This window comes from Paenimyroides aestuarii, assembly GCF_024628805.1.
In the GTDB taxonomy this organism is placed as follows: Bacteria; Bacteroidota; Bacteroidia; order Flavobacteriales; family Flavobacteriaceae; genus Flavobacterium; species Flavobacterium aestuarii_A.
Genome location: NZ_CP102382.1, coordinates 2039816 through 2063324, shown reverse-complemented (window position 1 = coordinate 2063324; position 23509 = coordinate 2039816). Strand labels below are relative to the sequence as shown.

Annotated in this window: 21 protein-coding genes, 3 tRNA genes and 1 rRNA gene; 9 read left to right on the top strand and 16 right to left on the bottom strand. The window is 35.4% G+C overall.

Features of this window, described 5'->3' with window-relative positions; all coding sequences use genetic code 11:
- Positions 1 to 44: 44 nt before the first annotated feature.
- From NPX36_RS09945 to NPX36_RS09910, 7 genes are all read right to left on the bottom strand, one after another.
- Positions 45 to 118: transfer RNA gene (locus tag NPX36_RS09945), tRNA-Tyr, on the bottom strand.
- An 83-nt stretch (positions 119 to 201) separates the two neighbouring features.
- Positions 202 to 278, bottom strand: a tRNA-Ala gene (locus NPX36_RS09940).
- 88 nt (positions 279 to 366) lie between these two features.
- Positions 367 to 440: transfer RNA gene (locus NPX36_RS09935), tRNA-Ile, on the bottom strand.
- 70 nt (positions 441 to 510) lie between these two features.
- Positions 511 to 2028 (bottom strand): 16S ribosomal RNA (locus NPX36_RS09930).
- Between the two features lie 617 nt (positions 2029 to 2645).
- The gene (locus NPX36_RS09925) at positions 2646 to 4070 is read right to left on the bottom strand and encodes a sodium:solute symporter family protein (RefSeq protein ID WP_257498564.1); all 1425 of its coding nucleotides are present in this window, start codon (positions 4068 to 4070) and stop codon (positions 2646 to 2648) included.
- A gap of 674 nt (positions 4071 to 4744) precedes the next feature.
- Complete coding sequence (locus tag NPX36_RS09920) at positions 4745 to 5794, bottom strand: hypothetical protein (protein WP_257498563.1); 1050 nt, start codon at positions 5792 to 5794, stop codon at positions 4745 to 4747.
- Positions 5795 to 6057: 263 nt separating this feature from the next.
- Complete coding sequence (locus NPX36_RS09910) at positions 6058 to 7128, bottom strand: branched-chain amino acid aminotransferase (protein WP_257498562.1); 1071 nt, start codon at positions 7126 to 7128, stop codon at positions 6058 to 6060.
- 212 nt (positions 7129 to 7340) lie between these two features.
- Between NPX36_RS09910 and NPX36_RS09905 the strand changes: the two genes are divergently transcribed.
- Genes NPX36_RS09905 through NPX36_RS09890 form a run of 4 tightly spaced genes read left to right on the top strand, consistent with a single transcriptional unit; the run spans position 7341 to position 9201 of the window.
- Positions 7341 to 7859: a DUF4920 domain-containing protein gene (locus NPX36_RS09905; protein ID WP_257498561.1), complete on the top strand. Its 519-nt coding sequence runs from the start codon at positions 7341 to 7343 to the stop codon at positions 7857 to 7859.
- A complete protein-coding gene (locus tag NPX36_RS09900) occupies positions 7859 to 8302 on the top strand; it encodes a hypothetical protein (protein ID WP_257498560.1) in 444 nt (147 codons plus the stop codon). Before NPX36_RS09905 ends, NPX36_RS09900 begins: the two co-directional genes overlap by 1 nt.
- Entirely contained in the window at positions 8302 to 8958 is a 657-nt protein-coding gene (gene mnmD, locus NPX36_RS09895; protein WP_257498559.1) for a tRNA (5-methylaminomethyl-2-thiouridine)(34)-methyltransferase MnmD, read from the top strand. The genes NPX36_RS09900 and mnmD overlap by 1 nt, the downstream gene beginning before the upstream one ends.
- Before the next feature lie 54 nt (positions 8959 to 9012).
- Complete coding sequence (locus tag NPX36_RS09890; protein ID WP_257498558.1) at positions 9013 to 9201, top strand: hypothetical protein; 189 nt, start codon at positions 9013 to 9015, stop codon at positions 9199 to 9201.
- 31 nt (positions 9202 to 9232) lie between these two features.
- On the opposite strand, the gene NPX36_RS09885 is transcribed toward NPX36_RS09890, so the two are convergent.
- Positions 9233 to 10171 carry a LysR family transcriptional regulator gene (locus NPX36_RS09885; RefSeq protein ID WP_257498557.1) on the bottom strand — a complete coding sequence of 313 codons (939 nt, stop codon included), beginning with the start codon at positions 10169 to 10171 and terminating at the stop codon, positions 9233 to 9235.
- A gap of 104 nt (positions 10172 to 10275) precedes the next feature.
- Here NPX36_RS09885 and NPX36_RS09880 point away from each other — a divergent pair, with 104 nt between their 5' ends.
- Entirely contained in the window at positions 10276 to 10740 is a 465-nt protein-coding gene (locus NPX36_RS09880; protein ID WP_257498556.1) for a Dps family protein, read from the top strand.
- A gap of 178 nt (positions 10741 to 10918) precedes the next feature.
- On the opposite strand, the gene dnaN is transcribed toward NPX36_RS09880, so the two are convergent.
- From dnaN to NPX36_RS09850, 6 genes are all read right to left on the bottom strand, one after another.
- The gene (gene dnaN, locus NPX36_RS09875) at positions 10919 to 12037 is read right to left on the bottom strand and encodes a DNA polymerase III subunit beta (RefSeq protein WP_257498555.1); all 1119 of its coding nucleotides are present in this window, start codon (positions 12035 to 12037) and stop codon (positions 10919 to 10921) included.
- 143 nt (positions 12038 to 12180) lie between these two features.
- Positions 12181 to 13008 carry a GIY-YIG nuclease family protein gene (locus NPX36_RS09870; protein WP_257498554.1) on the bottom strand — a complete coding sequence of 276 codons (828 nt, stop codon included), beginning with the start codon at positions 13006 to 13008 and terminating at the stop codon, positions 12181 to 12183.
- A 49-nt stretch (positions 13009 to 13057) separates the two neighbouring features.
- On the bottom strand, positions 13058 to 14737 hold the full coding sequence (gene gldG / locus NPX36_RS09865; RefSeq protein ID WP_257498553.1) for a gliding motility-associated ABC transporter substrate-binding protein GldG: 1680 nt from the start codon (positions 14735 to 14737) through the stop codon (positions 13058 to 13060).
- A complete protein-coding gene (gldF, locus tag NPX36_RS09860; protein ID WP_257498552.1) occupies positions 14737 to 15462 on the bottom strand; it encodes a gliding motility-associated ABC transporter permease subunit GldF in 726 nt (241 codons plus the stop codon). Before gldF ends, gldG begins: the two co-directional genes overlap by 1 nt.
- Before the next feature lie 58 nt (positions 15463 to 15520).
- Positions 15521 to 15817: a putative quinol monooxygenase gene (locus NPX36_RS09855; RefSeq protein ID WP_257498551.1), complete on the bottom strand. Its 297-nt coding sequence runs from the start codon at positions 15815 to 15817 to the stop codon at positions 15521 to 15523.
- 8 nt (positions 15818 to 15825) lie between these two features.
- Positions 15826 to 16650: an SAM hydrolase/SAM-dependent halogenase family protein gene (locus NPX36_RS09850; protein ID WP_257498550.1), complete on the bottom strand. Its 825-nt coding sequence runs from the start codon at positions 16648 to 16650 to the stop codon at positions 15826 to 15828.
- 85 nt (positions 16651 to 16735) lie between these two features.
- On the opposite strand from NPX36_RS09850, the gene NPX36_RS09845 reads away from it, so the two are divergent.
- Positions 16736 to 17740, top strand: coding sequence for a PhoH family protein (locus tag NPX36_RS09845; RefSeq protein ID WP_257498549.1), 1005 nt, complete (start codon positions 16736 to 16738; stop codon positions 17738 to 17740).
- A 194-nt stretch (positions 17741 to 17934) separates the two neighbouring features.
- Here NPX36_RS09845 and ytxJ read toward each other — a convergent pair whose 3' ends face one another.
- Positions 17935 to 18264 (bottom strand): bacillithiol system redox-active protein YtxJ, encoded by a 330-nt coding sequence (gene ytxJ / locus NPX36_RS09840; protein WP_257498548.1) that lies wholly within the window; start codon positions 18262 to 18264, stop codon positions 17935 to 17937.
- A gap of 189 nt (positions 18265 to 18453) precedes the next feature.
- Here ytxJ and clpB point away from each other — a divergent pair, with 189 nt between their 5' ends.
- Together clpB and NPX36_RS09830 are read left to right on the top strand one after the other, a co-directional pair.
- Positions 18454 to 21039, top strand: a complete 2586-nt coding sequence (gene clpB, locus NPX36_RS09835) for an ATP-dependent chaperone ClpB (protein ID WP_257498547.1) — start codon at positions 18454 to 18456, stop codon at positions 21037 to 21039.
- A gap of 78 nt (positions 21040 to 21117) precedes the next feature.
- The gene (locus NPX36_RS09830) at positions 21118 to 21378 is read left to right on the top strand and encodes a DUF2007 domain-containing protein (protein ID WP_257498546.1); all 261 of its coding nucleotides are present in this window, start codon (positions 21118 to 21120) and stop codon (positions 21376 to 21378) included.
- 38 nt (positions 21379 to 21416) lie between these two features.
- On the opposite strand, the gene ettA is transcribed toward NPX36_RS09830, so the two are convergent.
- Positions 21417 to 23105, bottom strand: coding sequence for an energy-dependent translational throttle protein EttA (gene ettA / locus NPX36_RS09825; RefSeq protein WP_257498545.1), 1689 nt, complete (start codon positions 23103 to 23105; stop codon positions 21417 to 21419).
- A 118-nt stretch (positions 23106 to 23223) separates the two neighbouring features.
- On the opposite strand from ettA, the gene NPX36_RS09820 reads away from it, so the two are divergent.
- Positions 23224 to 23436, top strand: a complete 213-nt coding sequence (locus NPX36_RS09820; RefSeq protein WP_257498544.1) for a hypothetical protein — start codon at positions 23224 to 23226, stop codon at positions 23434 to 23436.
- The last annotated feature ends 73 nt before the right edge of the window (positions 23437 to 23509 follow it).

Below are 23509 nucleotides of genomic sequence, written 5' to 3'. Positions count from 1 at the left end.
CGCACTAGGCTTTTAGCTTTAAGCTTACAGCTTATTGCTTCTTGTGGAGAATAAGGGAGTCGAACCCTTGACCTTCCCGCCTATAGCGGGACGCCCCAGCCCCTTTTGGCTGAATCTCTTGTGGTGGAGAATAAGGGAGTCGAACCCTTGACCTTCCCGCCTATAGCGGGACGCTCCAGCCCCTTTTGGCTGAATCTCTTGTGGTGGAGAATAAGGGAGTCGAACCCTTGACCTCCTGCGTGCAAGGCAGGCGCTCTAGCCAGCTGAGCTAATCCCCCGTATCGTAGTTGTTAGTTAACAGTTTATAGTTAACAGTAACTGTACGGTTAGCTAACCTCTAGAATTTCCTTTGAATAAAATACTTTGTAGTCCCGGGCAGACTCGAACTGCCGACCCCTACATTATCAGTGTAGTACTCTAACCAGCTGAGCTACGAGACTCTGTATTTTTTATTCTGCTTTTTTTTTGAACCAACAGTTAAAGAGTAAAAGATGTTTAAACCATCTCTAGAAAGGAGGTGTTCCAGCCGCACCTTCCGGTACGGCTACCTTGTTACGACTTAGCCCTAGTTACCGGTTTTACCCTAGGCAGCTCCTTGCGGTCACCGACTTCAGGTACCCCCAGCTTCCATGGCTTGACGGGCGGTGTGTACAAGGCCCGGGAACGTATTCACCGGATCATGGCTGATATCCGATTACTAGCGATTCCAGCTTCACGGAGTCGAGTTGCAGACTCCGATCCGAACTGTGACCGGTTTTATAGATTCGCTCCTTGTCGCCAAGTGGCTGCTCTCTGTACCGGCCATTGTAGCACGTGTGTGGCCCAGGACGTAAGGGCCGTGATGATTTGACGTCATCCCCACCTTCCTCACAGTTTACACTGGCAGTCTTGCTAGAGTTCCCGACATGACTCGCTGGCAACTAACAACAGGGGTTGCGCTCGTTATAGGACTTAACCTGACACCTCACGGCACGAGCTGACGACAACCATGCAGCACCTTGTAATTTGTCCGAAGAAATATCTGTTTCCAAATACGTCAAACTACATTTAAGCCCTGGTAAGGTTCCTCGCGTATCATCGAATTAAACCACATGCTCCACCGCTTGTGCGGGCCCCCGTCAATTCCTTTGAGTTTCAGGCTTGCGCCCGTACTCCCCAGGTGGGATACTTATCACTTTCGCTTAGCCACTCAAACCGAAGCCCGAACAGCTAGTATCCATCGTTTACGGCGTGGACTACCAGGGTATCTAATCCTGTTCGCTACCCACGCTTTCGTCCATCAGCGTCAATCATTTGTTAGTAACCTGCCTTCGCAATTGGTATTCCATGTAATATCTAAGCATTTCACCGCTACACTACATATTCTAGTTACTTCACAAATATTCAAGCCCTACAGTATCAATGGCATTTTTTTGGTTAAGCCAAAAACTTTCACCACTGACTTATAAAGCCGCCTACGGACCCTTTAAACCCAATGATTCCGGATAACGCTTGGATCCTCCGTATTACCGCGGCTGCTGGCACGGAGTTAGCCGATCCTTATTCTTACAGTACCGTCAAATTCCCACGCATGGGAGTGTTTCTTCCTGTACAAAAGCAGTTTACAATCCATAGGACCGTCATCCTGCACGCGGCATGGCTGGTTCAGGCTTGCGCCCATTGACCAATATTCCTCACTGCTGCCTCCCGTAGGAGTCTGGTCCGTGTCTCAGTACCAGTGTGGGGGATCTCCCTCTCAGGACCCCTACCCATCATCGTCTTGGTATGCCGTTACCACACCAACTAACTAATGGGACGCATGCTCATCTTATACCAATTAATCTTTATAATAATATTGATGCCAATGCTATTAACTATAAGGTATTAATCCAAATTTCTCTGGGCTATCCCTTAGTATAAGGTAGATTGCATACGCGTTACGCACCCGTGCGCCGGTCTCAAAGCAGCAAGCTGCTTCTACCCCTCGACTTGCATGTGTTAGGCCTGCCGCTAGCGTTCATCCTGAGCCAGGATCAAACTCTTCATCGTATAATTTTTTTTATTGTTGATGTGTCGTTTTAAACCTCTTGGTTACCCAAGAGCTTTTACTCTTTAATTCTCTGTTAATCCAATATGTCTATGAACTTATTCTTCTTGTCTTCGCTTCTCTCTCAAAGCGGTTGCAAAAGTAAAACTTATTTTTTTATCAGCAAATTTATTTTTGCTTTTTTTGAAAAAGTTTTTTTGTGAATTTTAAAAACCTCAATCACATCTTCATGCTACAATTTTTTATCACATTTTTCTTTTGCAGTATTTCAAATATCTTGTTGCAATTTTAAAATAGTTTAAATAGTACGCTCTTTAAATTGCTTTCTAAAAAACCTTATTTAACAACGTGTGTCTGATTTTTTAGTGATGCAAATGTAGGGCGTTTTTTTATTCTGACAAGGTTTTTTTGAAAAAAAATAATTAAAAAAATCTTATAATCTTGTTTTCAAACAGTTGCGTTAAATAGTTTTTTTTAACCTCAATACAAAATATAGGTTTAATGATTAAATCTGACAGCTTTGATCGGTTCAAAGAGCGTTTTTAAAGCACGAAAAAGAGGTTTTTGGTTAAGAAACCTTCCTCGAATATCCTTAGTAGAATTAAATCTAGTTATAAAATCAATCAGATTTTACGAACATACTAGCAATTCCATAGGCGCAAATTGCAGCGCTAAGTCCAAAAACATTGGCATCTAGTCCAAATGGTAGCTTTGTATCTATTATTATTAAAAAAATGGAAAGACCACCCCCTACTATCATAGAAATTAATGCTGGAGTAGGTTTTGGTTTTTTGAAAACTATTGCGGCAATTACAGGTACTAAAAGACCTGAAACCATAAATGCATAAGCATAAAGCATTAATGCTAGTACATTTTCCATAACCGAAGCAAGTAAAATGGCGAGAAATCCGATGAGTAAGGTAGAAAGTTTAGACATTCTAATAATTGTATGGCTGTTTTTCTTTTTATGATCAGGTATTAAATCACCCACCACATTACCAGAGGCTGCCATTAAACAACTGTCGGCCGTGGATAAAACTGCTGAAAAATAAGCCGCCATCACAACGCCGGTTAAACCTATGGGTAAAATATTTTTTATTAATAAGGGTAGTCCTAGTTCTACATCGTTTAAAACACCGCCTTCAATGGGTACTAACTTTTGTTGAATAGCTACATTTGCAAGCATTCCTAATACAACACCTGTAAAAGCCATAATAGGCCATTCTAAAACACCCGCAAAGTACCAAGCTTTTTTTGCTGTTTTAACATCCTTACAAGCGAATATGCGCTGATAAAGTGTCATTCCAACAAACCAAATGGGTATAATTGTTACACTCCAATTAATAATTTGTTGCCAAGTAATATTTTTTAGCGAAAGCATATCTTGGTTTAAATAAGGCAATATACCTTGCATTCCACCTAATTTAATATAAGCAACCGGAATTGCAACGAGCATTAATCCCGCAAGCAAAATAATCCATTGCACAGTATCGGTATAAATTACCGCTTTCATCCCACCAAGCATGGTATAAAAAACGGCAATTATTCCCATTATCCAAAGCATGGTTTGCGTATCAACTGCGGGAAAAGCAGCTGTTGAAAGTTTTGCTCCTGCCAAAAATTGCGAACTTGTGAAACCTGTGTAGCCAATAATACAAATGATTGCTGCCACTAGTGCTACTTTTTTATTGTATAGATATTTGAAAACTTGAGGAAGTGTAAGAAAATAACCGCCTCTTTTTTGCTGCCATTCAAAAACTTTTGGTATCAAAAAAACAGCACTTAACCATGCACCTATTAAACCTGTAAAAAGCAACCACGAACCCGATAAACCCATTGTAAAACCAACTCCTCCTAAACCTATTGAAAAACCGCCGCCTACATCTGTTGCTACCACCGATAGCCCCACATGACCTGCTGACAAAGTACCGCTGCCGGTATAATAATCTCGTTCGTCGGTGTGCTTATTTGCAAAATAGAACCCCACCCCTAGCATTCCCAAAAAATAAATAATAAAAATTAATACATCAATCCAATGTGGCATCTTTTCTTTTTTATTTAGTTTAACAATAAATTTATTGATTATTATTACAGCACGAGAATATTTTACACTTGTAAAAGACCTATTTTTAAAACAACCCTTCTATAATTTTTGACTATTTTAAAAATCCATGTAGTTGATTCAATGTATGGTAGAAAAAAAAGCAACAAATCAACGTTTTATAAAAGACAGTCATTAAATTATTTAAAACAACGCGTATTTAAGTTTTATGAGTTTAAAAAATTCGTACCGCTGTTTAACTCTATCTTTTTAAGTGGTAGCATATTGTGCTAAAAAAATAAAAAAATCGTAAGTTAAACACGTTTCGAAGCATAAATATAATAAAAAAATCAATAAAAATAGTGTTTTTGGGCGAATTGTTTAAAAAACAATAATCTACAGAAGATATAACTTATAAATACAAAAGAATAAATCCACGCTAAATAATGAGATCTTTTTTAAAGAAGCTAAGAGAAAAAAAAAAGCAAGCATGTACGCAACTTCTCTTTTGCTTTCAACAACAAAGCAATTCAAAATCACCCAATTTTTTTTAGCAAATCGCTATTAAGGAAACATCTAAATTAAAAAAGACAAAACTAATTTATCTATTAATTTTGTCTTTTCTATTTGTAATGATTTGATAGTTTACGAATTTATCCTTAGATATACCTTCATGTTTAATTGCTCACATTCAAACTATCTGCAGGAGTGTCAACAATTGGAATTACTGTTTCGTTTACCGGAATAATAAATTCAGTAACCCATTCGTTTGATTTTTGCGTGTTTAAGGTGGAAGTTTTATAAAAGGAAATAGGTTTTAAATCGGCACGTTGCGTTAAATTTTTCTTAGCTATTTCTTGCTTCACTTCTGCCCAAGCTTTGTCGCTATGGATATAGTCGCCTTTTAAAACAGTCTTGTATCCATGAAAAGCGGGCATTTTTTCACACATTACATCACTGCCCTCTGCTGTACTAAAAAAGTTTTTTATCGGCATACATACGGAATAACGTACAGTTCCGGATAATACGTTGATGTTTTCAAAAATGGTAAAAGGTGCTCCGTAAGGTTCCAATTCAAAGTTTTTTGCGAAATTATTCATGTGTTCCATACTTTGAAACATTTTATCGCCAAGGTTTTCAATATCTGATTCTACTATTTGTTTCATATAAAACATTTCAGGAATCATAACGATGCCTTCGTTTTTAATAGTGAAATTTTTAAGGCTTTCTGTGATGTTTTTATTAATTTTTGATAAGCTTTGTTCAAAAATAGGCCCGATAAGAGATTGAGGCGTGCCTTGAAAAAAAATCTCGAACTTTTCTTTAAATGATAAGTTTCCTTTTATATTCCAACCAATGGTAGTTTTTCCATTTGCCTCATCAAAAAACATTTGGGTATCGTACTCATTTCCGTCTATATTCATCTTTAAATATATGGTATCATTAGGAATTGATTTAGAGATAGAAACTTCATTATTGCTCCACATTATTTTGGAGTTGGTTCCTTTGTAGATAGAATCTAACTTAAAACTATCAGGATTGTTTTCATAGGCATTCCAATCAGGGAAATTTTGCAAATTATTCACATAACGAAACAATCGTTGATTAGATAATTCGGTTTTTTCACTCACATTTATTTCGTATTCGCTTTTTCCTGTTGCGATATAAACGGTTAGAAAAACTGCTGCCAAAGCAGCGATGATAAATACATACTTTACAATTTTCATAAACAATTTTAGCTTTTTAAGGTAGTTTTAATAATGAATAATATGCCCATAAACAATAAAAAAGTAAGTAAAACCCACAAACTGCCTTTGTAATATATTTTGTGCATTTTTAAATCTTTGCGATACATAATAACTATTAGGCTAACAAAAACTACGATAAAAGCAACTGCAAAAATAATTTGTCCTTGGGTAAACATCTCTTTTTTATACAAATATATGTATTTTAACAACATAAAAAAAGCTTGCGCAATGCAAGCTTTGTATTAAATTTTCACTGTCCAGTTAAATGGATCGTCGGTTAATTTATTTTGAAGTTTTGTCAATGCGTTTTTCAACTGCAACGCATAAGCGTCTTCATCGGCAATATTGGGCAGTTCATAATAGTCATCTTTGTAAGCAAATCCTTCAATTTGATTAACAACTGCGGCTGTTCCTGCCCCAAAAATTTCTTTTAAACTACCTTCTTTTGCTGCCTGAATAATGGCTTCTACTTTTACAGGTTCAATTTTCACTTGATATCCCAAATGTTCTGCAAGCGCAATTAAACTTTTACGGGTTACACCATCTAAAATACGATCAGATGTTGGTGCAGTGTATAAGGTATCATTGATTCTAAAAAACACATTCATGGTTCCAGATTCTTCTAAATGTGTGTGCGTAGAATCGGTCCAAATTACTTGGTTATATCCTGCTTCTTGAGCAAGTTTGGTTGGATAAAACTGTGCCGAATAATTTCCTGCCGCTTTTGCAGCGCCAATACCTCCATTTGCTGCTCGGCTGTAATAATCTGCAATTTGTACTTTTATTTTGCCGGAGTAATACGATTTTGCCGGAGACAACAAAATACAGAATAAAAATTCGCTTGAAGGGCTTGCAATCACGCCACTTTCAGTAGCAATCATAAATGGGCGAATGTATAATGAATTACCTAAGCCTTTGCGTACCCATTCTTTTTCAACTTTAATCAACTCTTTTAATCCACCAATAAAACGTGTTTCATCGATCGTTGGCATTGCTAAACGAATTGCCGATTTATTGAAGCGGTGAAAGTTTTCATCGGGTCTAAACAACCAAATATCATTATTGTCTTGTTTATATGCTTTCATTCCTTCAAAAATAGCTTGTCCGTAATGAAAAACTCTTGCTGAAGGGTCTAAAGTAATTGGAGCGTAGGGTTTAATTTCTAAAGCACCCCATTCACCATTTTTGTATGCACATGTTAGCATGTGATCGGTAAATTTGGCACCAAATTTTACATTTTCAAAATCAAAAGTATCTATTTTTGAAACGGCAACTTTAGTTAGTTGTAAGTTGTTTAAAATGTTTGAATCCACTTTGTTGTTTTTATGCTGTTAAATTTGTTATGTTGTCTGTTTTGCAAAGTTAGAAAAAAAATCGGGTTTTAATTACCTAAAATTATGCGATTTACATTATAAGCAAACTTTCAATGAAAATCTTTCAATATCTTTAATCAATCTAAATACAAGCTATTCAAAATGTTATTCACTTTAATGAACAATTTCTATATTTGTAAAAAATAAGAACAATGAAAAAAATCGTATTCTTTTTTGCAGCAACCGCTTTATTGGTTGCATGTGATAAAAAACAAGACAGCAACGCTACCGAAACCGCTAACAACACAACCGATGAGAAAATGAATTTCCAGGTGTATGGTGACAGCATTTCTGCCGAAGGCGCTATTTCAAAGGAAGAAATGTTGGCAAAATATGAAGACATGAAACCAACCGACACGTTAGCTGTTAAATTGGATTCAGAAATAATTGCTACATGCAAAAAGAAAGGTTGTTGGATGACCTTGAAATTGGGCAAGGATAAAGAAGCTTTTGTAAAATTTAAAGATTATGCTTTTTTTGTTCCTAAAGAAGGTGCAGAAAATCATAGAACCATAATATCAGGAAAAGCTTTTATAGAAACAACACCGGTTGATGAATTAAAGCATTATGCAAAAGATGCAGGCAAGACCGATGCTGAAATTGCTGCAATCACAGAACCAAAAGTAGAATATCGTTTTATGGCAGATGGCGTTTTAATTGCTGAAAATTAATGAAAAAAATAATTCTTTTAGTGTTGCTTTCAGCTTTTGCTGTGAGTTGCAACAAACAAAACAAAGCGGATGAAACAAATACCGCAAAAGACACCGTTTCTTCAGATTTTAAAATGTATGAAATGAGCGAAATGGCTGCTTTAATGGAACAAATGTATGCATACAATACGCAGCTAAAAGAACGTATTGTGAACAATCAAGACTTGGGTGCATATCCAATGGCGTTTGACAAAATTCACACGGCAACCTTAACAGAAAGTGCCGATAGAGATGTTTTTTTTAATGAACAAGCCGCACTATTTATTGAAGCACAAAAAGCCATATATGCCGATACGGTTTCTGCCAAAGAAAATTTCAATAAAATGGTGAATCAATGTTTGGAATGCCATGCAAAAAAATGCGGCGGACCCATTCCAAGAATCAAAAAGCTTTATATTCCATAATGAAACGCGAGCTGATTCTTACAAACGACGGATCGCATAGTTTACTGGTTACAAACATGGGCGAAACATTTCATTCTAAGCATGGCGCTGTGCAAGAATCGCTACATGTTTATATAAAAAATGGATTGGAACACGTTTGTAAAAACTCCATTAACGTTTTGGAATTTGGTTTTGGAACAGGCTTAAACGCATTGCTAACCATGCAATATGCTAGTGAGAATAACGTTATAATTCATTACGAAACCATTGAAGCTTATCCGCTAGTGGCGCAAGAATATCAAGCGTTGAATTACAACAGTTTTGTGGAAACAACACTATCGTTGCAGTATTTACACGAACTTGCTTGCAATAAGTTGGAAAAAGTTACAACACATTTTAGTATCTTGAAGCATTTTTGCAAAATTGAAGATTTTGCTTCAACCAAGTTTTTTGATATTATTTATTTTGATGTGTTTGGATACGATTACCAAAGCGAACTATGGTCTGAAGAAATTTTACGCAAAGCATACAATTTACTACAACCAAACGGCATTTTTGTAACCTATGCGTGTAAAGGCTTAATAAACCGCAGATTAAAAGAGATTGGCTTTAAGGTAAAAAAATTACAAGGACCACCAGGAAAAAGAGAGATGGTTTTTGCTGTTAAAAAAATCTAAAAAAACTAGAATTAAATCAATTCGTGTGGTATATTTATATAAAAATTAAATGTTATGACCGAGCGATTAATTCACACTATAAAAATTTTAGAAAAAGTAAGTTTTAATAAAGATTTATTTATAAAAGAATTTACTAAAGCGATTAACTTTTTACTGCCTTTCGAGATTGATCAATTAAAAGAATGGATCATCGATTACACAAAAAACAAAACCGAATTTGAAGAAGTTTTGGCATTAGTATAAAAAATAAAGCTGTCCTTTCTGGACAGCTTTTTTATGCAGTAATTTTCGGACTAATAATTTCTATATCTTGAAAAGTAATAGCGCCTTTAACAACCCCGCTTATTGTGGTTCGAAGCGCATCAATGATATGAATTTTTAATTCGTTTTTAGGAAAAATCAAACTTACTTCTCTTGATGGTTTTGGATTTTCGAATTCAATGAGGTTTTTTTGATCCTTTTCATTCAAGTTTAAAGTGTGTAGATAGGGCAAAAAAGTTACACCCAAACCTTCATTTGCCAAGCCAATCAATGTTTCAAAACTTCCCGAAGTGAGTTCAAACCTGCGAAAAGCATCTAATTTTGATGCCTTGCAAATATTTAAAATTCCATTTGTAAAACAATGCCCATCTTGCAACAATAAAATATCATTAATATTCAAATCATTAGCAGATAGTTGCACCAAATCTTTTCTATAATCGGCTGGAAAATACCCCACAAAAGGTTCATAATACAGTACAATTTCTTTTAGATCGCTTTCTTTTAAAGGAGTGGCGGCAATTGCAGCGTCTAGCTGTCCTTTTTTTAACCGATTAATGATTTCATCTGTAGTGTGCTCCTCAACAATTAAATTAATTTTAGGATATTTTTTAATAAAATTCTTTAAAAACATTGGCAAAAGAGTGGGCATAATTGTAGGAATGATGCCTATCTTAAAATCGCCACCAATAAAGCCTTTTTGCTGTTCTACGATGTCTTTAATACGATCGGCTTCGTTTACAATGCTTTTTGCTTGTTCAACAATTCGTTTGCCCACCTCGGTGAGTTGAATAGGTTTTTTATTGCGATCAAAAATTTTCACTTCAAGCTCCTCTTCTAACTTCTGAATTTGCATGCTTAATGTGGGTTGTGTTACAAAACACTTTTCGGCAGCAATGGTAAAATTTTGAAATTCGGCTACGGCAAGTACGTAATTTAGTTGTGTAATAGTCATTTTTAATGATTTTATCTATTGAATCATAAGTACTATCGATTGTTTCTTTACACAAATATCGGCTATTTATTTGTAAATTTGAATGAATACAAAAAATTAATCACATGAAAATTTTAGGATTACCACAAAAGGAAACCAAAGAAAACATTGAGCTTTTAAACGTTCTTTTATCGAACTTTCAAGTATATTATCAAAATTTGCGCGGCTTACATTGGAACATTCGTGGAAAGCGATTTTTTGAATTACACGTAAAGTTTGAAGAATTGTACAATCAAGCCCAATTGCGAATCGATGAAATTGCAGAGCGTGTGCTTACATTAGGTGGCACTCCTTTACATACATTTGAGGATTATTTAGCAAACAACAAACTCAATGTTGCGAACAACATAACAAACGACGAAAAAGCGGTGGAAATGGTTGTGAATTCATTAGCCGATTTACTGGTAATTGAACGCGAACTTTTAGAAAAATCGGGCGCTATTAACGATGAAGGAACCAACGCAATGATGAGTGATTTAATCACGGAACAAGAAAAACAAATCTGGATGATGCAGGCGTTTTTGGGGTAATTTTAAATATTATTCTTACAAAAACAATTTCTCTAATTTATAGTTAATGATTTTGATTGTATAGATTTATGCAGCAAAATTATTTTAAAAACCAAAAACCTCAACAGCATACGGCTATTGAGGTTTTTGGTTTTATAGAATTTCCAAAAAAATGGAAGAAATAATCTGGTATAGAATATTAATTATTCAGCATTACCGGCATAACAAGCATGGTAACTGTTTCGCCTTCGTCTAATCCATCGATCGGAGTTAAAATTCCGGCACGGTTCGGTAGCGACATTTCCAATTGTATTTCATCGGACTGCAAGTTGGTCAACATCTCGGTTAAAAAGCGCGAATTGAAACCGATTTGCATATCGTCTCCTGTGTAATCACACGTTAAACGCTCGTCTGCTTTGTTTGAATAGTCAATATCTTCTGCGGAAATATTCAATTCAGTTCCGGCAATTTTTAAACGAATTTGGTGTGTGGTTTTGTTTGCATAAATTGCAACACGGCGAACAGAACTTAAAAACTGTGTGCGTGAAATAATCAATTTATTGGGATTTTCTTTTGGTATTACTGCTTCGTAGTTTGGATATTTTCCATCAATTAATCTACAAATCAATGTGTAATTATCAAAACTAAACATCGCATTTGAGTCGTTATATTCAATAGAAACGGCTGCATCAGCTGTGGCTAAAATATTTTTTAAAATATTTAAAGGCTTTTTAGGCATGATAAAGTTTGCTTCTGCAGAGCTGGTAACATCGGTGCGGGAATATTTCACCAATTTATGTGCATCAGTAGCAACAAAAATCACACCTGTTGGTGCAAATTGAAAATATACACCCGACATCACCGGACGCAAATCATCATTTCCAGCAGCAAAAATCGTTTTACTGATTGCTGTGAACAATATTTCGGCACTAATTTCTGCTTTTGAAGGATCTTCTAACATTTCTGCCTTTGGAAATTCTTCGCCTGGCAAATATGCTAAAACATACTTTCCTAAATCAGAGCTGATTTCAATAGTACTGTTTTCTTTTACTGTGAAAGTGAGCGGTTGTTCAGGAAATGTTTTTAAAGTTTCTAATAATAAACGTGCCGGAACGGCAATTGAACCTTCGCTTGTTGATTCGATCTCTAAAGTAGCAGTCATGGTGGTTTCTAAATCCGATGCCGATACTTTTAATTGATTTTGATCAAGTTCAAATAAGAAATTATCAAGAATATGTAAGGTGTTGCTGCTATTTATTACGCTTCCTAAAACTTGTAATTGTTTCAATAAATACGAGCTCGATACAATAAATTTCATCTGTTTCTTTTATTTATGCCTTTACGGCAAATTTTTACAAATATATTTCATTTAAGGCGAAAAATAAAACTTTATTTTTACCCTTTATAATAGCATAAAATATCTATTTCTTTAACCACGTAGATTTCTTTATTTTATTTGAACTATTTTTTGTTGTTAGCAATATGAACACATATTTTTCTTAAATCAGACAGCTCTTTAAGTGCTGAAGGATTTTTTGAAATATTTATTAGTGGTTTGTACTTTTGTATTAAACTTTTTTCCAAAGTATCAAAATCATCATTAAATTCAATCCAATTTACTACCAAATTATCATTAATCCAATTAATAATTTTTTGTTCATCTGTATTAGAAAATTTATAATTGTGTTTATTTTTTTTAGATACAAGCGAACCCTTAAGAGGTCTATATCCAAGAATAGCACCAATACTTCTAAAAAATGTTCCATGTCCATTAGCGCGAAGTTCTTGATTTAAAAATCTTGTTCTTAAACTCTTCTTTGCAATACCCATATAAATAATATTATGTCGTCTATCTGATAAAAAAAGATTAAATGGATTTGGAATTTTGTCAATATTTGAAATTCGAATGCAATAAATTCCTGAAGTATTTGGAACTATATTGTCAATTTCACTTGCCTTTCTATACTTTTTTTCATTCATTAAATCATTTTCAAACAATAATTTATCTTTTAGAGAAATATCGGTCAATTCAAGTATTGGTTTTATTATTTTGGTTTTATTTGTTATTGTATTTATTATTGATTTTTCTATAAGAGAAACTGATGCACCTTCTCTTTTAAAAAGATGGGAATAATTTCTTGTTCTACCATGAATTTGAAATGCCAGAATTTTGGAACCATCTCTTTTATTATACCAATTATTTTCATTTAATTCATCTGCAATTTGTTGAGTTGTCATAGACATCCCTTTTTGCCGCAAAACTTTCTCTATCGCTTCGTGTAATGTCATACTCATTATATCATTTTGCTAATAGTGTTTCTAATACAACTAAATTAAACTACCTTGTGTATTTCTTTTTGCGTAAATAAGTAAAAATAAATCCAAAAACAGCCAATACAGCCAACGGTAAAACAACTATTATGATTTGAATAAAACTATAGTCGGTATAAACTTTTTCTTTATCAAGCAATGCTAATTTCACTTCTTTGGTTCGCAATTCCATCAGTCCGGTATCGTCTAACAAATAATTTACCGCATTTACCAAAAATTCTTTGTTTCCGTACAAGGTGTTGGTCCATTTGTCATAACCTAGTTCCATTGGTTGATAATCTTGATCAAGCTGATTGCGCACTACATCGCCATCTGAAATCACAATCATTTTTGTGGCTTTTCCCTCATTCAGATAACCTTCTGTTTGAAAAGGAACTATGCGGTTTTTAAAGACCGATGTGAAACTTCCTTCTAACAAAACTGCCAACGGAAACGATTGCATTTTTACTTTTTTAGGATCTACTTTTTCATTGATAGTGTTTGATAAACTCACGACACTTGGTGTTCCTACTTTAACAGAAAGCGGTGACGAAGCCAGCAATACCGTTTTTTTGATATTGTTTTTCAGCGTGTCGATACTGTTTGCGAAATCAAATTTCACTACTTCTATATTTTTTACAATAGGATGATTGGATCCGCTCACTACATACGGAGCAAATTTCCAGTTAAACGTTTCGTAAACGGTTTCGCTGCCTTGCTGACCAACTGCCAGTTTTATAGGCGATCCGTATTCGTCTTTCACCAAATCAGGATTTACACGCACACCGTATTTAAAAAGCATTTCGCCCAAACTTTGATCTTTTGGATAAGCAAGCATTTCGCTACTTGGATTGTACAAACTGTCCATATCTGCTTGTACTTGATCCAACATCCAGATCGATTTGCCGCCGTTCATTACAAATTGATCCAACACTTGTATTTGATTTTCATCGAAGGCTTTTGTTGGTTTTGTGATGATGGCTAAATCATAAGCTTGTAAATCTTTTAATGTTTTCTGCGGATTTACAGCCACACTGTCTAGCGTAAACGGTGCAATAAAATAACTGTCTTTTAAGGTGCGCAAAAAATCGGCAATGTACACATCATTGGGTTCACCAATTCCTTTAATAATGGCTATTTTTTTAGATTTTTCGGTATTTACTTTATAGATTGCTTCGGTAATTGCATATTCTAAATGTTGCACAGAAGATGCTATCTTTTCTTCGGTTGAAGCACTCATCATGCCTTTTAGCAATTGTATTTTTGCATGGTTTTCGCCTTTGGTTGCCACTGCCCACGGAAAAACCATTTCTTGCGACTGTTTGCCTTTGTCGTTTACCGAAATATTTATAGGTTTCATACCGTTTGCATACAACTGCTCTGCCATTTGTGTAGCTTCGTTTTCGTTGGCGATCGGGTTTACAAAAATAAAATTAACAGCACTGTTATATGCCTGAAACTCTTCTAATAACTGCTTGGTTTCGGTTTGAAGTTTCCGCAATTCCGCAGGAAAATCTCCTTCTAAATACACATCAATAAAAACGGGTTCGCTTACCTGATCAAGTATGTTTTTAGTAGTTTCGGATAATGTGTAGCGCTTGTCTGAAGTTAAATCGAAACGATGATACACATATCCACCTACAATATTTAAAACAATCAATGCAATTGCAATGCCTAAAAACGACTGAATTCTTTTACTACTTTTCATTATTTACGCACGCTTTTAAGGTTAAACACTGTTGCCATTAAAAAGAAAATAGTTAATGATACAAAATAAATAACATCTCGGGTATCAATTACCCCTCTGCTCATACTTTTAAAATGATAGCTCATTCCCACTTTTTCTATAATTGTTGCCGATGATTTGAACAATTCTGCTAATTGATCAAAACCCATATACAAAACAAAGCAAATGACTACCGCAGTAATAAAAGCTACAATTTGATTTTCAGACAACGACGAGCAAAAAATACCGATACTTGTGTAAGCAGCCATTAAAAACAATAGTCCCAAATAAGAACCAATAGTGCTGCCCATATCCATATTTCCAGCCGGCAAACCATACGGGTTTAATATGATGATGTATAAAAGCGTTGGCAAAATGGCGATAACAACCAACAAAAAAGCACCTAAAAACTTACCAGTAACGATTTGATTTAAGCTCAATGGTTTGGTTACCAATAATTCAATAGTTCCTTGTTTGCGCTCGTCTGAAATACTTTTCATGGTAATTGCAGGAATCAACAAAAGCAAAACCAACGGTGCTAGTTGAAAAAACGGGGTTAAATCATTATAACCGCTTTGCAGAATGTTATAAGATCCGTCAACAATCCACAGAAAAATTCCATTTAAAATTAAAAATACGGCGATAACCAAATAGCCGGTAAGCGAACCAAAAAACGATTTGATTTCTCTTAATAACAATGCTTTCATTCTATAAATTCAATTTAATAGTGTAAAGGTGGTTAAAATTTATGCAATTTTGAATAAATCAATCCAATGTAACCAATTTATCAACACTCCACGCTTGGGGTTTATCATTAAAAAATGCTTTTGTAAAAGCCCAAACCTCTTTAAAAAGCTCGGAATTTCGATACTTTTCTAAATCTTCTTCTTCATTCCAAATAGAATATGTGAAAAAGATACTTGGATTGCTTTTATCTTGATAAAGCTCTAAAAAATTGTTTCCTGGAAAATTTCTTATATCGTTTTTAACACTGTGAAAGTTCTCTAAAAACAACGGAATTTTCTCTTCGTGAAAACTCATTTTAACTATTCTTATAAACATATCTTTATTTATTCGGTAAATTCAATAATTACGGTGTCGCGGTATGACACACCAAACAAGCTTTTGGCATTGCCCACATTTTCTAAATCGGACTTATATATTGCCATTTGCAAAAAACCCAAATCATTAAAAATAAACAACATATCACCTTCAAATTCGCGCAACGACTTGTTTTCTGTATTAAAATCACCATAAAAAGCATTAATGCGGTTAATGCGGTATCTTTTGGCAGCAATTTCAAACTTTCGTTCTTTCCGAACACGTTCAAACAGTTCCTTGGTGATATTGGTAACAGCGTTTCCGTAATGGTCAATATAAATCACAGAACCTTTAATGGCGTTTTCGTCATCTGCAACTTTTGGGCGCAATTCCACCAACAATTCGCAATCGTTGTAATCGATTGGTGCACCTAATTCCTCAAAAGGTTCCTTGTTTAAGATACTTTCTGCCACATGATTATAAAGCGAAATGGTATCCGAACAAAAATCGGGTATTTTTAAATCAATAATTTCAATCGCATCTTCGGCAGAAGCCAATAGCGTAATGGTACCATTGTTGGCCGTTAAAATGTAGTGACCGTTTAATTTTGCAAGCAAAAACGATGTTTGATCAAACATTTCTGCTTCCACCAAAACCATGTGAATAGTACCTTTCGGAAAATTATTATACGCTCCATAAAGCACATAACTTGCGTTGGCAATATTGTAAAAATCAATACAATGCGAAATATCAACTATTTGAACCAACGGCATGCGCGATAAAATTTTACCTTTAACCGCTGCAACAAAATGATCTTTTATACCGTAATCTGTTGTTAATGTAATAATTGACATTCGCTTTTTTTGTTAGTGTTTTTTGTTTTTTTTTATTAGATTTGATATATGCAAAACTAATTATTTTAATTAAACAATGTAGCTTTTGAACGAAAGAATCATAGAATTAGAACACATTACCCCGAAAGATTTTTGGGGTCCGCAAGATATACATTTAGAGGTGATTAAAAAGCTGTATCCAAAACTAAAAATAGTAGCCCGCGGAACTACCATGAAAATTTTTGGCGAAGCTGAAATTTTGGATCAGTTTGAAACGCGTTTTGAACGTATTTTAAAGTATTACGATAAATACAACCAGCTCAACGAAAACATTATTGAACGATTGATTTTAGATGATGTTCCGCAACGAATGGATAAATCAGATGAAATTTTGGTGCACGGTTTGGGTGGAAAACTCATTAAAGCCACCACACCTAATCAGCAGAAATTGGTAGATTTGGTTTTTAAAAACGATATGGTTTTTGCCATTGGTCCTGCGGGAACCGGTAAAACCTACACGGGTGTTGCTTTGGCGGTAAAAGCGTTGAAAGAAAAGCAGGTAAAACGTATTATTTTGACCCGACCAGCAGTTGAAGCAGGGGAAAATTTAGGTTTTTTACCGGGCGATATGAAGGAAAAACTCGATCCGTATATGCAACCTTTATATGATGCATTGCGCGATATGTTGCCACCAACCACCTTAGAAGATTACTTGTTAAAAGGAATCATTCAAATTGCTCCATTAGCATTTATGCGCGGACGTACGCTGGACAATGCGTTTGTGATCTTAGACGAAGCCCAAAACACCACCCACAGCCAAATGAAAATGTTTTTAACGCGTATGGGTAAAAATGCCAAGTTTATCATTACGGGCGATCCGGGTCAGGTTGATTTACCACGAAAAGTAACATCGGGCTTGCGCGAAGCGTTGCGCATTTTAGAAGGTGTAGAAGGTATAGGGTTTGTGTTTTTAGACGATAAAGACATTGTGCGCCACCGCTTGGTTAAGAAAATTGTGGAAGCTTACAAAAAGGTTGAAACTGCCAACGAATTTGCATCACATCAAAATTATTATCAGAACAATCAAAATACAGAAAATCCGACGAGTTAGTCAGATTTTTTTATGTAAATAGTTTCACTAGTGTCCCATTAAAATTGTGACGTATTAATAATTAAACAAACTATAATCATTAGAGTACTGATTATTATATACGTCATGATTCTAAATTTTATTAGAAATTACTATCCTTCAGACCTCCCAGGTTTTAAAAACCTGGGAGGTCTAATTAAAAATAGCTTATAGTATTAAACCAACTTCATCAAAACATTCGCATCAATACTTTCGTGAGATGCATGATATATAACTTTACCATCTTTAATCAATAAAATTTGAGGCGATTGATGCTCCACTTTAAATACTTCCGCGATCTCATTTGAGATGTTTCTGTAAGCAATTAAATCTAAGTAATAGGCATCCATCACATCCTGCAATGAAAAATCACTTTCAAAATTCTTTAGCGCCATTTTACTGATGATGCAACGCGTGCTGTGCTTGAAAAGCAAAACGGGTTTGTTCCAAGATTCATTAATTATTTGATCAATTTGATCTATATGTTCTAAGACCTTCCAATTCATTTTTGTAAATTTAATCTCAAATATACGTCAATTTATCCTATTTGATAACTTTCTTAAAAGCTTAAAAACGTCATTTTGTCATTTTCACCCTTCTTAAAACACTCAAAACAAGACAAATAGTCATTAAATAACATTTGGAACACCGTTTGAAAAGTAGATATCAACAACACAACCATAAAAATTAAAAAAATGAATTTAAATAATTTTACAATAAAATCGCAGGAAGTACTGCAACAAGCTCAGGTTTTAGTACAAACTTTTGGGCAACAACAAATAGAAAACGAACATCTTTTAAAAGCCATTTTAGAAATTGATGAAAACGTTACGCCTTTTATCTTAAAAAAAGTCGGTATAAATATCGATCAGTTAAAATCGCAAAACGATCAAATTATTGAATCGTTTCCAAGGGTTGAAGGTGCGCAAATTGGCTTGTCGCGCGCGGCTGGAAATGCTTTGAACGAAGCACAAGTCATCGCCAAAAAAATGAACGATGAATATGTATCCATCGAACATTTATTTTTGTCAATTTTTAAATCGAAAAGTAAAATTGCATCGTTTCTAAAAACAGGCGGAGCCACCGAAAAGCAAATCGAAGCAGCAATCAACGAACTGCGCAAGGGCGAACGCGTAACGTCGGCATCAGCAGAAGAAACCTATAACTCTTTGAATAAGTACGCCAAAAATCTAAATGAATTGGCAAACAGCGGAAAGCTGGATCCGGTGATTGGTCGTGATGAAGAAATTCGCCGGGTATTACAAATTTTAACACGCCGTTCTAAAAACAACCCCATGTTGATTGGTGAACCAGGTGTGGGTAAAACCGCTATTGCCGAAGGTTTGGCACACCGAATTGTTCAGGGCGATGTTCCTGAAAACTTGAAAGATAAAATGGTTTTTTCACTAGATATGGGTGCATTGATTGCTGGAGCAAAATATAAAGGTGAATTTGAAGAACGCTTGAAATCGGTGGTGAAAGAAGTAACTTCATCAGATGGAGCTATTATTCTATTTATCGATGAAATTCATACATTGGTTGGTGCCGGCGGCGGTGAAGGTGCAATGGATGCAGCTAATATTTTAAAACCAGCTTTGGCTCGTGGTGAACTAAGAGCTATTGGTGCAACCACTTTAGATGAATATCAAAAATATTTCGAGAAAGATAAAGCATTAGAACGTCGTTTTCAAAAGGTGGTTATTGAAGAGCCCGATACCGAAAGCGCCATTTCTATTCTTCGTGGAATTAAAGAAAAGTACGAAACACATCATAAAGTGCGTATTAAAGACGAAGCTATAATTGGGGCAGTAGAACTTTCACAGCGCTATATTTCTAATAGATTTTTACCCGATAAAGCAATCGATTTAATGGACGAAGCGGCATCGAAAATCAGAATGGAAATCAATTCAAAACCAGAGGAATTAGATGTTTTAGACCGAAAAATCATGCAGCTTGAAATTGAAATTGAAGCGATTAAGCGTGAGAATGACGAAGTGAAATTAAAAGCTTTAGGGATTGATTTAGCCAATTTAAAAGAAGAACGCAATCAGATTTTTTCGAAATGGAAATCGGAAAAAGATGTGGTTGACAATATTCAGAATGCTAAATTAGAAATCGAAGAATACAAACTGGAAGCTGAACGTGCAGAGCGCAACGGTGATTATGGTAAAGTTGCCGAAATTCGTTACGGAAAAATTCAGGATGCAGAAAACCGTTTGGCTAGTTATCAAAAGCAATTAGAAGAAAATCAAAAAGGAACTTCGCTAATCAAAGAAGAAGTTACTTACGAAGATATTGCCGAAGTGGTTGCAAAATGGACTGGTGTTCCTGTGACGAAAATGCTGCAAAGCGATCGGGAAAAACTGTTGAATTTAGAAAACGAACTGCACAAACGCGTGGTGGGTCAGGAAGAAGCAATCGAAGCCATTTCAGATGCCGTTCGTCGCAGTCGTTCTGGTTTGCAAGATCCTAAAAAACCCATCGGATCGTTCTTATTTTTGGGAACAACGGGTGTGGGTAAAACCGAATTGGCAAAGGCATTGGCAGCATACTTGTTTGATGACGAAAACGCCATGACCCGAATTGATATGAGCGAATATTCAGAGCGTCACAGCGTGAGCAGATTGGTGGGTGCACCTCCCGGATATGTGGGTTATGATGAAGGCGGACAGTTGACAGAAGCGGTTCGAAGAAGACCTTATTCGGTTATTTTGTTAGATGAGATTGAAAAAGCACACCCTGATACCTTTAATATTTTATTACAGGTGTTAGATGAAGGACGATTAACCGATAACAAAGGCCGTTTGGCTGATTTTAAAAACACCATTATTATCATGACGTCAAACATGGGAAGTGCGATCATTCAGGAACAATTTGATAATCATCCAACTGAAATTGCCGCAGAAAATGCCAAAGAAGAAGTGTTGAACCAATTAAAAACAATGGTTCGACCGGAATTTTTAAACCGTATTGATGAAATTACGATGTTTACGCCGTTAACCAAAGGAAACATTGAACAAATTGTAGGCATACAATTAAGAGGTGTGTTTAAAATGCTGGCAAATCAACACATCACAATGGATGCAACGCCAGAAGCAATCAATTATCTGGCTAAAAAAGGTTTTGATCCGCATTTTGGTGCCCGACCGGTGAAACGAGTGATTCAACGCGAAGTTTTAAACCAGCTTTCGAAAGAAATATTAGCAGGAAAAATTAAAACCGACAGTATTATTTTGTTGGATAGTTTTGAAGATCAATTGGTTTTCAGAAATCAAGAATAAGCAATAAAAAGTGTCTTAAATTAAGGCACTTTTTGTTTTTTTATACAAATATATTCCCTATCTTACCAATAAAAAACTATGGAACATGTAGAAATTTTTGCAGGAAGCGCTATTATGGCAATGGCGGTAAAAAACACTTTGGAAGAAAACAATATTGGTTATATTGAACGCAACGATATTGAGTCAGCCATCACCGCTGGTTTTGGTTCAGCTGATAAAGCAGTGCATATTTTTGTTTTGGAAACAGACGAAGAAAAAGCTCGCTACGCTTTAGCCGAAACCAATTTTGACGATATTGATGAAGTGGGCGATTTAATCGACGATACAAGCGAAGAATAAAAAAAAAGCTGTTCTCATGAACAGCTTTTTTATTTTAATTAGCGTACTAATTTTTTGTATTTGATACGTGTTGGTGCCACATCTCCCAAACGTTTCTTACGGTTTTCTTCGTATTCTGAAAACGATCCTTCGAAGAAATATACTTCAGAATCACCTTCAAAAGCAAGAATGTGTGTACACACACGGTCTAAAAACCAACGGTCGTGCGATATAATTACGGCACAACCTGCAAAGTTTTCCAAACCTTCTTCCAATGCTCGTAAGGTATTAATATCCAAATCATTGGTTGGCTCATCTAATAACAACACGTTTCCTTCTTCTTTCAACGTCATTGCTAAATGCAAACGGTTTCGTTCACCACCCGATAAAGTAGCAACTTTTTTATTTTGATCTGATCCTGCAAAATTAAATCGCGACAGATAAGCACGAGCATTAACCTGGCGACCACCCATCATAATTAACTCTTGTCCTTCGGCAAAATTATCGTAAATTGATTTTTCTGTATCTATATTTTTATGTGATTGATCCACATAAGCAATTTTAACCGTATCGCCCACTACAAATTCTCCGGCATCAGGGGTTTGCTCGCCCATAATCATACGGAAAATGGTTGATTTACCTGCACCGTTTGGCCCGATAATCCCAACAATACCAGCCTGAGGAAGCGTAAAGTTTAAATTATCATACAAAATTTTATCACCAAAAGCTTTTGCAACACCCTTAGCCTCAATAACATTTGTACCTAAGCGCGGTCCGTTTGGAATGTAGATTTCCAATTTTTCTTCCAATTGCTTTTGATCTTCATTCAGCAAGCGGTCGTAATTTTGTAAACGTGCCTTTTGTTTGGTTTGTCGGCCTTTTGCACCTTGACGCACCCAATCTAACTCACGTTCTAGGGTTTTTCTGCGTTTTGAAGCTGTTTTTTCTTCTTGTTCTAAGCGTTTTGCTTTTTGATCCAACCAAGAAGAATAGTTTCCTTTCCATGGAATACCTTCTCCCCTATCTAATTCTAGAATCCAACCAGCAACGTTGTCTAAGAAATAACGGTCGTGGGTTACGGCAATAATGGTTCCTTTATATTGTTGCAAATGTTGCTCTAACCAATGCACCGATTCGGCATCTAAATGGTTGGTAGGCTCATCTAGCAACAAAACATCTGGTTCTTGCAACAACAAACGGCACAAAGCAACACGGCGGCGCTCACCACCCGAAAGTACTGAAATTGGGGTATCAGGTTCCGGACAACGAAGGGCATCCATAGCCACCTCTAGTTTATTATCTAATTCCCATCCGCCTACTGCATCAATTTTATCTTGCAAATCTGCTTGGCGATCCATCAATTTCTGCATTTTATCTGCATCTTCATAAACCTCTGGCAAACCAAACATATCGTTAATTTTGTTGAATTCGTCAAGAATAGCCACCACATCGGCCATTCCTTCGCGCACAACTTCAATTACGGTTTTGGATTCGTCTAACTGCGGCTCTTGCTCTAAATATCCTACGGAGTATCCAGGTGCAAAAACCACATCGCCTTGGTAATTTTTATCAACCCCTGCAATGATTTTAAGCAAGGATGACTTACCAGAACCGTTTAAACCTAAAATTCCAATTTTAGCTCCGTAGAAAAAGCTTAAATAAATATCTTTAAGTACTGTTTTATTTGTCGATGAGTAGGTTTTACTCACTTTCGACATTGAAAAGATTACTTTTTTATCGTCTGACATAATTTTTTTAGTGAATTTTAATACCTTTCAAAAATACCACAAAAGTTTGTATTAATAAAAAATAATATGATGGTACTTATTAAACCATTTTGTATTTTTGACGAAAAATATAACTAATATGGAATTTACAGAGAACTTTAGAAAATCGAACGATTTTAAAATAAACGGTCAGTTTTTGTATATTATAGACGCAAATGGTCATGAATTAGAACTATTTGTTGGAGAAGAAGTTTTAACGGCACGATGGAGCGATGAAGGACGCTTAATTGTTGTTTTAAAAAGCGGTGGTGTAAGGTCGTATGAAGATGAGGTGAATTATATTACAATATAACAATTTTTGAAAAACCAATTATTGCCAGTACATAAAATTTGTATTGGCTTTGTTTTATTAAATCTTTTGAAAT